Annotated in this window: 9 protein-coding genes; 3 read left to right on the top strand and 6 right to left on the bottom strand. The window is 65.5% G+C overall.

Going from position 1 to position 12,466, the window contains the following annotated elements; all coding sequences use genetic code 11:
- The 3 genes from LOC60_RS15005 to LOC60_RS15015 form a co-directional block, all read right to left on the bottom strand.
- On the bottom strand, positions 1-1,074 hold the full coding sequence (locus LOC60_RS15005; RefSeq protein WP_230026441.1) for a lipid II:glycine glycyltransferase FemX: 1,074 nt from the start codon (positions 1,072-1,074) through the stop codon (positions 1-3).
- Between the two features lie 129 nt (positions 1,075-1,203).
- Positions 1,204-2,769, bottom strand: a complete 1,566-nt coding sequence (locus LOC60_RS15010; RefSeq protein WP_230026442.1) for an MFS transporter — start codon at positions 2,767-2,769, stop codon at positions 1,204-1,206.
- A gap of 13 nt (positions 2,770-2,782) precedes the next feature.
- Positions 2,783-4,312, bottom strand: a complete 1,530-nt coding sequence (locus LOC60_RS15015; protein ID WP_230026443.1) for a CYTH and CHAD domain-containing protein — start codon at positions 4,310-4,312, stop codon at positions 2,783-2,785.
- Positions 4,313-4,448: 136 nt separating this feature from the next.
- Between LOC60_RS15015 and LOC60_RS15020 the strand changes: the two genes are divergently transcribed.
- Complete coding sequence (locus LOC60_RS15020; RefSeq protein ID WP_230026514.1) at positions 4,449-5,426, top strand: aldo/keto reductase; 978 nt, start codon at positions 4,449-4,451, stop codon at positions 5,424-5,426.
- A 4-nt stretch (positions 5,427-5,430) separates the two neighbouring features.
- On the opposite strand, the gene LOC60_RS15025 is transcribed toward LOC60_RS15020, so the two are convergent.
- From LOC60_RS15025 to LOC60_RS15035, 3 genes are all read right to left on the bottom strand, one after another.
- Positions 5,431-6,351: a sugar ABC transporter permease gene (locus LOC60_RS15025; RefSeq protein ID WP_230026445.1), complete on the bottom strand. Its 921-nt coding sequence runs from the start codon at positions 6,349-6,351 to the stop codon at positions 5,431-5,433.
- Positions 6,348-7,958, bottom strand: coding sequence for an ABC transporter permease subunit (locus LOC60_RS15030; protein ID WP_230026446.1), 1,611 nt, complete (start codon positions 7,956-7,958; stop codon positions 6,348-6,350). The genes LOC60_RS15025 and LOC60_RS15030 overlap by 4 nt, the downstream gene beginning before the upstream one ends.
- Before the next feature lie 116 nt (positions 7,959-8,074).
- The gene (locus LOC60_RS15035) at positions 8,075-9,367 is read right to left on the bottom strand and encodes a sugar ABC transporter substrate-binding protein (RefSeq protein WP_230026447.1); all 1,293 of its coding nucleotides are present in this window, start codon (positions 9,365-9,367) and stop codon (positions 8,075-8,077) included.
- A 285-nt stretch (positions 9,368-9,652) separates the two neighbouring features.
- Between LOC60_RS15035 and LOC60_RS15040 the strand changes: the two genes are divergently transcribed.
- Positions 9,653-11,359, top strand: coding sequence for a glycoside hydrolase family 13 protein (locus LOC60_RS15040; RefSeq protein ID WP_230026448.1), 1,707 nt, complete (start codon positions 9,653-9,655; stop codon positions 11,357-11,359).
- A gap of 37 nt (positions 11,360-11,396) precedes the next feature.
- Complete coding sequence (locus LOC60_RS15045; protein WP_230026450.1) at positions 11,397-12,446, top strand: LacI family DNA-binding transcriptional regulator; 1,050 nt, start codon at positions 11,397-11,399, stop codon at positions 12,444-12,446.
- The last annotated feature ends 20 nt before the right edge of the window (positions 12,447-12,466 follow it).

The following is a 12,466-nucleotide window of genomic DNA, read 5'->3' on the forward strand; positions in this document are numbered from 1 at the left end:
TTAGTAGAACGGCTGCTGGTGGCGGCGCCAGTAAATCTGCCGCGCCACGCGTTCGCCGATGGTGTTCCAGATCCGATACCGGACCGGATCCACGACGAAGTCGTAGCAGCCAACGAAATCCGTGACCGTCTTGGAGAAACTGGTCTTGAAAAGGCCCAGCCCGTGGTGCGGGTGGCCCTTGTCCTTGAGCTGGTTGCTGGGCGGGGTGCCGCAGAAGTCGTACTCCACAATCCCGCACTCCTTCTTGAGTTCGGTGATCGCGGTCCACTGGACCAGGTGCGAATCCCCGTACTGGGAACGCCGGGGCTTGGAGCCGCCGTCCTTGTAGGTGCCCTTGTTGCCGTAGGCAATCACGAAGGCACCCACGGTGGCTTCGCCGTCCTCGAACGCGAAGTAGAAACGCCCCTGGCCTGCAGCCACGAAGTTGGACCAGAACCGGTGGTAGTACTCGTACGAACGCAGCCGCGCCGCGGAACGGTCCTCAATGTGGGCCATCAGCCGGTACATGGTCTGCATGTTTTCTTCGGTCGGCTCGACCCGTCGGACATCGGCACCCTCGCGGATGGCCCGGCGGACCGCGTTGCGGCCGCGGGAAGAGAGGTTTTTGAGCAGCTGCTCCTCGTCCGGCGTGGTGTCCAGCAGCGCCGTGGAGTCATTGGGCTGCAGGTTGAACGTCTTAATGAAGCCTGCACCGGTGAACAGCGCCTGGCCCTCTTCGCTGTCCACGATGTCCGGCTCAACCTTGATCGCAAAGACCTTGCGCCGGGTCTGCTTAATGAACCGGGTGAGCGCGTCGACCACGAGCGGCACGTCTTCGGGTGCGGCGACGTCGGGCCCCTTGATCAGGTACCAGAGGCTGCCGAGAACCGGAACCTTCTTCTCGATCGCCAGGGTGTAGGTCACGTAGTCGGGACCGGTGAAGGCCAAATAGACGGGATTCCAGCCGTGGTGGGACTTCACTTCCGCGAAGGATGCAGACTGAAGGACATTGCCGCCCCCGGGATTGGCCAGCACGTGCTTGTCCCAGTTGGCGATCTCCTCGGCAGTGGCCAGGCGTGCACTAAAATCTCGCAAAATACCTCAACTAATGGTTTGTTCACTGCATCGTTTTCAGCGCATCGCTACCAACGCGCCGGCCCGCCGTAAAAACGGCCGTCGAACCGGGTCTCAGTCTATCCGTTGCACCGCCGCGGGGCCGAACGCTCAGGCCGAGGCCGGGAGGAACCAGCGGACCCTCGGTTCCGCCTCGGCCAGATCCCACGCGCGCTGGATGATCCGGCGGTCCTCCCCCGTGATCCGGGTCTGTTCCTGCCGCAGGTACTCCCGCCAGGTGGGCACATCGTAGATTTCCCGGAACTGATCCTGGTCAGTGACCGAGTGCACCAGCTCCCAGTCGGTGGCGCCCGTGCGCATGCGGGACAGCCGGACCCTGTGCATGGCCTCTACAAACTCCGCATTCCGGTCGGCAGGTACCTCATAGGAGATGAGGATCGTCACCGGTCCGGCGCCGGGCTTCGGTTCCTCGCCGGCCGGAAGCTGCAGTTGCGTGCCCGCTACGCTGCGGTCCAGATGGCCGGTGCCCGGCAGCAGCGGAAGCACCGCCACACTGGCACCGGCCAGCAGCAGGACACCGGCAGCGAACGCCAGGGTTGGAGCGTAGCCGGCACCGGTGGCACCCGATCCCCAGAACACCGCGCCCACGGCCTGCGCCCCGGCGGCAACCATCAGGTAGACGGACAGCCCGCGGGCGCGTACCCATTCCGGCAGGGTCAGCTGCATTGCCGCATTCAAGGTGGAGAAAGTGGAGATCCAGGCGAATCCCGCAAACACCAGGAGCACGGCCACGGCCCACACCGGCAGGTAGCCGGACGCGAAGGTCGCGGCCGCGAAAACCACCGCGCTGAGCCCCAGCAGCGCGTTGTCCCGCAGGACGGTCCGGAGCCGCGGCAGGAGTACAACCCCCAGGATGGCGCCGGCGCCCAATGCCCCGAGCAGCAGCCCGTAGCCCGCAGACCCGAGGCCCAGGTGGCCGTTCACGGCAACCGGCAGAAGTGCGTAAAGGGCGCTGGCCGGGAAAATGAACAACCCGGACCGCAGCAGGATCCGCCGGATCACCGGGGCGGCCCGGATATAGCGGAGGCCGGCGGCGAGCGCCTCCCCCACATGTTCACGCTCATCCGGATCGGGCGGCGGTGACCGCCAGCTGTAGATTGCGATGGAAGTACCCACGAAGGACAGTGCGTTCAGCCCGAAGACAAAGGCGGGACCGGCCACGGCCACCAGGACGCCGGCAACGGCGGGGCCCACGGCGCGGGCGGTGTTCATCGCCACGCTTCCCAGCGCAGCGGCAGCCTGGATTTCGTCCCGCGGCACCAGTGCGGGGGTGATGGCCTGCCAGGCGGGTGCGCTCAGTGCCATGCCGCAGCCGATGAGGAACGTATAGAGCAGCAGCGAATCCGGATCCAGCAGGTCCAGGGTAGCCACGACCGTCAGCACCGAGGCGGCACCCGCGGCGAAGATGTTGGCGCCGAGGATCAGCCGGCGCCGGTTGAAGGCATCGGCCAGCACCCCGGCTATAAGCCCGAGCAGCAGGGAAGGTGCGAGGTTCGCCGTCTGGACCAGGGACACCAGCGCAGGATTTTCACTGGTCTCCACCAGGAACCATTGGGCACCCACGGTCTGCATCCAGGTGCCGATATTGGACCCCAGCTGGGCCAGCCACAGGATGAGGAACATCCGCCGGCGCAGCGGCGCCCAGGGCGAGTCCATTCGTATCCCTCCCTCAGGGGCTGGACGGGAAGCCTTTCCAGGCGTGGACAAAGCGCTCCCGGGCCGACTTGGCATGGGCCTGCTCCAAGGCATGCAGCCGCCCATAGGTAAAGCCGTTCTCACCGGCGGCCGACGCCGTTGCCCCCATGCGGCGCAGGTACGCCTGCGTCACCACGCTGTCCTGGTGCTCACCCAGGATTTTCTGCACGTGCTCGGCGGCGTCCACCATTTCCTTCGCTTCCTTTGGCTGCACGGGAGCCCACACCTCGGCGGCATAGCGAAGCTGTTTGGCGTCCTTGCGCGCGTCATGGAGTGCTTCCGCGTAATCTTCGCCGTCCAACGTCCGCGCGGCCCGCACCCGGCGGTGCAGCCGTTTCCGGTCCCGCCGGATGATCCGGGCAGCGGCGGGGCCCGCCGGTTCCTTGGCCGTTTCCGCCCAGAACGGGCTGGCCAGCAGCCCTTCGAGCCCATCCAACGCCTGGAAGTACCGTGGGGACTGCAGCACTTCGCGGATGTTCCCGAAGGCCTGCCGGTAGTCATGGAGCAGTTCTTCGTCCACGCGGGCGGCCACCGGTCCCATCACCAGGTCATCTGGTTCGGCGGCAATCAGCTCCTGGAGCCGGTGCCGCATCACCTGCGCATCCCGGGCTTCCCCGAGCACCCTCGCGAGCCACCGCAGTTCCCCGCGCAGCGAGCGCGCCGGCTCGGGGTCCATCGTGCTGCGGTAACTGGCAAGGGCCGAGCGCAGCCGCCGGGTGGCCACCCTCATCTTGTGGATACCGTCAGCATCTCCCCGGCGCACCCGCGGGTCGTGGCGAAGCAGCTCTTCGAACTGTTCGCGCAGATACCGCAGCAGCAACAGCGCCACCGGGCTTCCCGTCTCCAGGGGGCCGACGGCGGCTCCGTCCCGGTCCCCGATATCGGAATCCGCGGCAGCGGCGTCCCCAGCGGGTCCCGCCGGCGTCGCGTTCCGTTCCCCGCCTGGCGCCGGACCCGCCGGCACGGCACCGGCGGCGAGGAACATCGCTCCGGCATCCCGGGCCAGCGCGTCGCCGGCCGAATCGATGCCCCAGGCGCGCCGGTCGCGGCCGGAGGGGTCCCCTCCGGCATCGCTCGTCCTCGTGCTTTCATCGGTGACGCGGGCAAGCACCGTACCCGCACTGTCCAGCAGCTCGTACTCCAGAAAGCGCGTGCTGAGGGTCTGCACCGGGAGAAGCTCCCGTCCCCGGACCACGGCCTGGACCTCTTCCAGCAGCTCCGGCGGAACTCCCGCACCCGGGTCGGCAGGGGTGCCGGCACGGGCGGCCGGTTCCAGGGACGGTGCCCTGCGCTCCCAGCGTGTGCCGCCGTCGTTGTCCGTAAACCGGGAGAGAGTGAAAGCGCGCCTGCGGAGGGCACGGTCCGCAGTGTCGTAGCGGACTTCCGTGCGCCGTCCTTCCCGGGGCTGCGACACTTTCGCGACCCCCGCCAGCTCATGCAGCGGCGGCAGCACCACTGCGTCATCAACAAGGAAGTGGCTTGGGGTACCTGTTCCGGCGACCATGAGCGCCAGTATAGGACCGCAACGGCCGCCGCCGGGAGTCCTTGGGCCTCCTGCCTACCGAAGCCGGGGCACGTCCCGGTAGCATCGCCGGTAACGGAACAGGCGCTGCAGCAGCGGAGGCCAGCGGATGAACTCGATGACATACGCCAAGCTCGGCAGGTCAGGGGCAACTGTCTCGGTCATGGGACTGGGTTGTCTGGGGTTCGGCGACCCCGACCGCGGGACGCACGGATGGACAATCCGGGAGGACGAAGCCAAATCCCTGCTGCGGCACGCGGTGGAGCTGGGTATCAATTTCTTCGACACTGCCAACGTGTATTCCGCCGGCCACAGCGAGGAGATCCTGGGAGCCGCCGTCGCCGCTTACTGCCGGCGGGATGAAGTGGTGATCGCCAGCAAGGTCCACGGCGAAATGGGTCCGGGCCCCAATGGCTGGGGATTGTCCCGCAAACACATTCTGTGGCAGGTGGAGCAGAGCCTGCGGCGGCTCGGCACGGACTACATCGACCTCTACCAGATGCACCGCTGGGACGGCAGCACGCCGCTGGAAGAAACGCTGGAAACCCTGGACCAGCTGGTCCGGGACGGCAAGGTCAGGTATCTGGGTGCCTCAAGCATGCACGCCTGGCAGTTCTCGAAGGCCCTGTTCCTGCAGGAACAGCACGGCTGGGCGCAGTTCGTCACCATGCAGGACCACTACAACCTTCTCTACCGCGAGGAGGAACGGGAAATGTATCCGCTGTGCGCGGACCGGGGCATCGGAGCACTGCCCTACTCCCCGCTCGCCCGCGGCCGCCTGGCCCGTCCGTGGGGAAGCAGGACGGTCCGGCAGGACTACGACGAGCAGGGCCACCTGCTCTACCGGGGCAACGAGGACGTGGACCGCAGCATCACCGACGCGGTGGGGAACGTGGCCGAAGGGCTCGGCGCCACCCGCGCGCAGGTCGCCCTCGCCTGGGTGCTGGCCCACCCGGTGGTCACGGCTCCGCTGATCGGCGCCACGGCCGCTTCCCACCTGGATGACAACATCAAGGCACTGGAGATCCAGCTCACCGAAGAGGAGTTCGAGGCGCTCGAGGAGTTCTACCGTCCCCGTCCCGTGGCCGGCTTCTGAGGCCTTAGCCCTTGACCGACCCGGCAATAAGCCCCGACGTTATGTAGCGCTGCAGGAACAGGAACAGAGCCATGACAGGCAACGCAGCGAGGACGGCGCCGGCGGAGAACACGCCCCAGGTCCGGGACTGGTTGTCACCGACAAACGAATACAGGCCGACGGCGAGTGTCTGGGTGTCCGGGTCGTTGAGGACAATCGAGGCGATCAGGAATTCACCGGTGGCCGTGATGAAGGACAACAGCCCCACAATGGCCAGGATCGGGGTGACCAGGCGCAGGATGATGGTGAAGAAGATCTGGATGTGGCTTGCGCCGTCGATGCGTGCAGCCTCGTCCAGTGAGGTCGGGATGGTGTTGAAGAAGCCGTACATCAGGTACGTGTTCACCCCCAGTGCGCCGCCCAGGTACACCATGATCAGCCCGATTTGGCTGCCCAGGCCGAGCCAGGGAACGACGTCGGATATCCCGCTCAGCAGCAGGAAGATGGCCACGACGCCCAGCATCTGGGGGAACATCTGCAGCAGCATCAGTGTCAGCAGGCCCATCCGCCGGCCGCGGAAACGCATGCGGGAGAACGAATAGGCAGCCAGTGCCCCCAGGAAGACTGTCCCTGCGCTGGTGACCAGCCCGATGACGAGGGTGTTCACGAACCATTTCGCAAAGGGTTTCTGCGGGTCCGCGAAGAGGTCCTGGAAATTGCCGAACGAAAGCGTGCTGAACAACCCGTTGGTGGAGACCAACGTGCCGGAGGGGTTCAGCGCGGCCGAAAGCACGTAGGCCAGCGGCAGCAGGGCAAACGCCCCAATGGCCACGCCGACAAGATGGCGCCAGCCCTTGTCCTTGAACCAGGCACCGAAGTTCCGGCGGGGCTTCGGTGCTGTGCGGTCCTGGCTGAGGGGCGCTGCGGGCTGAAGGGTCTGCGTCATGAGTTCACGTCTTCCAATGCCTTGGTCTGCCGGAAACTGACCGTGGAAATAATGGCCACGATGATGAAGATCAGGACGGCCAGTGCGCTGGCCAGCCCGTAATCGCGGCCGGTGCCCTGCCCGAAGGCCACCTTGTACACCAGGGTGATCAGCAGATCGGTGGCGCCGATGTCCATGCTGGTGTCCTCAAACCGCGGCCCGCCCCCGGTGAGCATGAAGATTACGTTGAAGTTGTTGAAGTTGAACGCAAACGTCGAGATCAGCAGCGGTGCCGTGGATACCAGCAGCAGCGGAAGCTTGATGGACCGGAAGATCCGCCAGTTGGAAGCACCGTCCATCCGGGCCGCCTCATTTACTTCTTCCGGGAGTGACTGCAGCGCTCCGGTGCAGACCAGGAACATGTAAGGGAAGCCAAGCCAGGTATTGACCAGCAGAACGCTTGCCCTGGCCAGCCAGGGATCGGTTAGCCACGGAATCTGTGCGCCGCCGAAGAACGTGTTGTTGATGAAGCCGAAGTCCTGATTCATCATTCCGGACCAGACGAGTCCTGCCAGGAACGCCGGGAAGGCATAGGGCAGGATCATGATCGTCCGGTAGATCCGTTTGCCGCGCAGGCCGGAGTGGTTGAAAGTCACAGCCAGGAACAGTCCCAGGCCGAAGCACAGCAGGACGGAGAGCAGGGCGAAGGTAAAGGTCCAGGCAACGACGCCCAGCAGCGGGCCGCGCAGGCCCGGATCCGTGAAGGCGTGGGCGAAGTTTTCAAACCCGACGTTGATCTTCCACCCGGTGGCAAGCCTCTCCCCGTTGGAACTGACGAAGGCACCTTCGCCGCCGTCGGTGTAGACCTCCCCCGTTTCGGTATCCGTGAAGGTGTCCGCAGCCTCGTCGTAGACGAGCGACGGCTTGAAAACGTAGGCGGTGGAGCCGTCCGAAGTCTGCAGGATCCCGTCATCCAAGTCGTCGGAGAAGGGGACGCGAAGCTCGAGGATTTCGTCCTGGCGCTGCAGCAGGTCATTGAACTTCAGGGTTTCATAACCATCCACGGCTACGGCTTTGCCGCCTGCGTCCAGCTCGGCATCGACCTCGGCCAACGGTTCGTCGACGCTGCCCAATTCCACGGTGCCGTCCGGGTCGGTGACCAGCAGCGCCAGCTCACCGTTTTTCTCGACCACGCTCACCTGGTAGGAGGGGGAATCGGGGACGCGCTTCTGAGCGGTCAACTGGATGGCGGAAATGGCATCCGCCTTGGTGCTGTTGTGGCCGTCCCCGTAGTTGGTAAAGGCCACATAGCCGCTGTAGACCACCACGAACACCTGGAAAACGACCAGGAAAAGCACGCCCGGCGCCAGATACTTGGCAGGCAGCCCTCCGCGCCGCAGGTAGATCCAGTTGATTAGGAGGGTGACCAGGGCAGCAACCGCCAGGACCGCCCACTTTTCGTTCAGGAACAGGGCTATGAGCACGTAGACGGCAAAGGCGTCCGTGAGTCCCAGCAGAACGACTTTCGCAAGTGTTCCACCCAGGGACTCCGATGTGCGGCGCCGTTCCGGCGGCCGTTGGCCCACGGGTTTCGCTCCGCGTATCGGGGTGTCCAGCTGATCGACCATTGGCGTTCTCCTTGAACGGGTACCGGGCCGGAGCGCTGGGGCATGTGCCGCAGCGCCCCGGCCGGGTCCTGCCCGCCGTCGTGCGGGCTGTGTTGCGTTGCTCCGGTGGCCCGGAGCTACTTGGCGATCTTGGACTGGATGTTGGTGACCATGGTGGCCCAGGACTCCGCGGGGTCGCCCTGGCCCTGGATCAGGGCCAGCTCGGTGCTGCCCCAATCGGCCCACACCTGCTCCATTTCGGGGATGGCGGGCATGGGTACGCCGTTGGCGCCGATTTCACCGAATGCGGCGACTACCGGGTCGGAGGCTGCCTTATCGAAGGACGCCGTCAGTGCAGGCGGCCGCCCGCCGGCTTCAAACATGGAATCCTGTACGGCCTCGGTGGTGAGGTAGTTCAGCGCGAATTCATTTGCCGCCAGGGTGTTCTGGCTCTTGGCACTGATGAAGAAGCCGTTGACACCGACGAAGGGCTGGGCGGGCTTATCGCCGGCGGTGGGCAGCGGATCCACCACCAGGTTGATGCCGGCCTTTTCCGCATCGGGGACGTTCCACGGCCCGGTCAGGAAGTAAGGGGAAGCTCCGGCACTGAATTTCTCCTTGGCGATATCCGGCGTGATGCTGGAATTCAGGATGCCTTCGCCTCCTTCACCCCATTCCTTGAGCTTGGCGGCAAACTCCGCGCCGCCGGGGTTGCCCAGCTCAAGTTTCGTTGCGTCATAGCTGCCCGTCTCATCTGTTCCGAAGACGGGGGCACCCATGGAGGTCTGGAACGGGTACAGGTGGTAGGGGTCGCCCTGCTTGGGATCCAGGCCGACCAGGAACGGGAACTCTGCCGCGCCGTCGGCCACGGCCTTCTTGCCGTTGGCGATCACTTCGTCCATGGTGGCGGCAGGTTCCGCTACCAGGTCCGCATTCCTCAGGAGGCCGATGTTTTCAATTGAGTACGGGACACCGTAGGTGCTGCCTTCATAGGTCATTGCCTTGACCGCGGCGTCCTGGAACTGGCCTGCCTTGTCACCGAGTTCGATCGGTGCGATGACGCCGTTCTGGACGAATTTCCCGACCCAGTCGTGCGGGCCCACGATGAGGTCCGGGCCCTTGCCGGTGGGAACCTGCGTGATGAAGTCATCCGACACCTGCTGGAAGTCCTTCGTTACGAGCTTCACCTCGATGCCGGTGTCTTCCTTGAACTTCGCGGTGATGTCGGTCAGCGCTGGGGAACGCTCGGCGTCCACCCACATGGTCAACGTGGTGGCGCCGGCGGTCGTGAGGTCCGTCGATTCGGACTCGGAGTCGGCGCCGTCGCCGCCTCCGCAGGCCGAGAGGACAAGAGCAGCGGTGACCGAAACGGCACCGAGAGTAAAGGTACGCCGGCGCAATGCCGACGTACCCGTTGTGCGCACCTTCATTGGTGTACCTCTTCTGTTTTGCCCCGAAAAGGGGAAATGAGCCTGCCGCGAAAAGCCCGGGAAAGTCCGGCATTACGCGGGTGCGAGCTAAGACAAACGAAAGTGTAAGCGCGTGCACACTATCCGTCCAGTGCCCTTAAGTCAGGGGGATTGCGCGTATCGGACCATGTTTAAAAACCCAACGCACTTTGCGTGGGTGGTGACGGATATCGGGAAATCCAACCATTAGCGACACGCAAATGGAAGCGTTTCCATCTTTTCGTTCCACGGCCCTAGGATGGCCCAATGATCAGCACCGTTCTTGATGATTTTTCGGCCGGCTTGGTTGCCGTACACCCTGCTTCCGCTGACCGTGAGTGGTGGCGGTCTTCGGTGATCTACCAGATCTACCCTCGCTCGTTCCGTGACCTGAACGGTGACGGGGTCGGAGACCTGCCCGGCATCACCGCCGAACTGCCCGCCCTGGCCGAACTCGACATCGACGCCATCTGGCTCTCCCCGTTCTACCGCTCCCCGCAGAAGGACGCCGGCTACGACGTCGCCGACTACTGCTCCGTGGACCCTCTCTTCGGAACCATGGAAGACTTCGACGCCCTCGTCGCCGAAGCCTCCCGACACAACATCCGCGTCATCGTGGACCTGGTCCCCAACCACTGCTCCGACCAGCATCCCCTCTTCCAGGCCGCACTGGCCTCCCCCGCCGGCTCCCCCGCCCGGGACATGTTCATCTTCCGCGACGGCACCGGCGAGAACGGCGGAAACCCGCCGAACAACTGGCAGTCCCACTTCGGCGGCCCGGCCTGGACCCGCATCACCGAACCCGACGGCACCCCCGGACAGTGGTACCTGCACCTCTTCGATACCTCCCAGCCGGACTTCAACTGGGACAGCCCGGCCGTGCACGCCGAGTTCGAAAAGATCCTGCGGTTCTGGCTCGACCGCGGCGTCGGCGGGTTCCGCGTGGACGTCGCCCACGCGCTGATCAAGCAATCCGGGCTCCCGGACTGGGGCGGCCGGGCCGACGGGTCCTCCTCCGAAGGCTTCCCCGGCGAGGCAGCCCCGATGTTCGGCCAGCCCGGCATCCACGACATCTTCCGTTCCTGGCGGAAAATCCTGGACTCCTACGAAGGTGACCGGGTGCTCTGCGCCGAAGCGACGATCGACCCGGTGGACCGGCTCAGCGACTGGGTGCGTCCGGACGAAATGCACCAGACCTTCAACTTCGCCTACCTGCACCACCCCTGGCACGCCCCGGCGCTGCGGGAAGTCATCGAGTCCTCCCTGCACGCCTTCGACCGGGTCGGGGCACCAACCACGTGGGTGTTGTCCAACCACGACGTCGTCCGGCACACCAGCCGCTTCGGGCTGACCGGCTGGCAGGCGCGCCCGGGCGACGGAATAGGTGCGGCCGATCCGCAGCCGGACTACCACCTCGGAATTGCCCGTGCCCGCGCCGCGACCCTGCTGATGCTGGCCCTGCCCGGAGGCGTCTACCTCTACCAGGGCGAGGAGCTGGGACTGCCGGACCACACGGAGATGGACCACGCCTACCGCCAGGACCCAACCTTCCACCGCACCTTCGGGGAACGGCTGGGCAGGGACGGATGCCGTGTGCCGTTGCCCTGGACGCCGGACGGGCCGGCCTTGGGCTTCAACGAAACCGGCAACTCCTGGCTGCCGCAGCCCGAGGGCTGGAACCAGCTGGCTCGCAGCGCCCAACGCGAAGACCCCGACTCCACCCTGAACCTGTACCGCATAGCGCTTGACCTGCGCCGTGAACTGGAGCTGGGCAACGGCTCCCTGGCCTGGTGGCCCGGCTACGATTCGGAGCACGTACTTGCCTTCGCCAACGGCAACGTTGGCGGCGTAATGAACATGGGCGGGACGGATATTCCACTGCCGCCCGGCGAGCTGATCGCCTGCAGCCGGAACGGTGCCGTGTGGGACGGGAACCTGCTGCCCGATTCCAGCGCCTGGGTTCGGCTACGCTAGCCACCCGGACCGCACATCCACCCAACCGGAGGCAACGGTGGCAGGAATTAAAGAAGTCGCCGCGCACGCGGGCGTCTCCGCTGCGACGGTTTCGCGTGCACTGAGCGGAAACGGGAAAGTTTCGGCAGCTACCCGACGTCGGGTCCTGGCATCCGCCGACGAACTTGGGTTCGTGATTTCCTACAACGCGTCCTCCCTCGCTTCCGGGCGCACCCGGAATGTCGGCGTCGTTATGCCGAGCGTCGGCCGCTGGTACTTTTCCCAGGTACTGCAGGGCGCTGCCACCGCTTTGCTCGAGTCCGGATATGACCTGACCTTGTACAACACCAGCGACGGCCCCGGACACCGCGAGAGCGTCCTCACCGAGATGCTGCGCCGCAAAAGGCTGGACGCGGTGATTGCCGTCGCCCTGCGCCTCACGGACGAAGAACTGGCCCAGCTCCGGGCAGTGGACAAACCCATCGTCACCATCGGCGGGCCGCTGCCTGGAACCCCCGCCATCCGAGTCGACGAGTTCAGCATCTCCGCGCTGGCTACCCGGCACCTGGTCTCGCTGGGCCACACGCGCATTGCCCATATCGGCGGGGGCAAGGAGCTGGAACGGGATTTCCAGCTCGGCGGAACCCGCCGCAGCGGCTACGAGCATGCCTTGAAAGAAGCCGGCATTGCGTTGGAGGAAACGTGGGTGTCGAGTTCCGAGTTTTCTGTTGCCGGCGGCGTCGAGGCGGGCAAGGAACTCCTGGCACAGCCGGACATCCGCCCCACTGCTGTCTTCTGTGCCTCCGACGAAATAGCGGTGGGTGTCATCCTGGCCGCCCGGGGACTGGGACTGCGGGTTCCCGAAGACGTGTCGGTCATCGGAATTGACGGCCACGATCTGGGCGGCGTGTTCGGCCTGACCACCATCAGCCAGGATCCAGCGGGGCAGGGGGCGGCAGCGGTGGCGGCGGTCCTGGCCCTGATGCGGGACGAAGCGGTGCTTCCCGCGACGAAGGCCGGGTTCTACCCCACCGAGTTCATCGTCCGTTCCAGCACCGCCGTGCCGAGCACATCCAGGCCGCCGGACAGGCGGCCGGACCGCACCTGACCTGCACGAATACGCCACGC

The organism is Arthrobacter sp. zg-Y769 (assembly GCF_020907405.1).
GTDB lineage: Bacteria > Actinomycetota > Actinomycetes > Actinomycetales > Micrococcaceae > Arthrobacter_B.

Coding starts and splice junctions, on each gene's coding strand:
- LOC60_RS15010 (WP_230026442.1), bottom strand. CDS start 2,769: ATGGACTCGCCCTGGGCGCCGCTGCGCCGGCGGATGTTCCTCATCCTG.
- LOC60_RS15015 (WP_230026443.1), bottom strand. CDS start 4,312: ATGGTCGCCGGAACAGGTACCCCAAGCCACTTCCTTGTTGATGACGCA.
- LOC60_RS15020 (WP_230026514.1), top strand. CDS start 4,449: ATGACATACGCCAAGCTCGGCAGGTCAGGGGCAACTGTCTCGGTCATG.
- LOC60_RS15025 (WP_230026445.1), bottom strand. CDS start 6,351: ATGACGCAGACCCTTCAGCCCGCAGCGCCCCTCAGCCAGGACCGCACA.
- LOC60_RS15030 (WP_230026446.1), bottom strand. CDS start 7,958: ATGGTCGATCAGCTGGACACCCCGATACGCGGAGCGAAACCCGTGGGC.
- LOC60_RS15035 (WP_230026447.1), bottom strand. CDS start 9,367: ATGAAGGTGCGCACAACGGGTACGTCGGCATTGCGCCGGCGTACCTTT.
- LOC60_RS15040 (WP_230026448.1), top strand. CDS start 9,653: ATGATCAGCACCGTTCTTGATGATTTTTCGGCCGGCTTGGTTGCCGTA.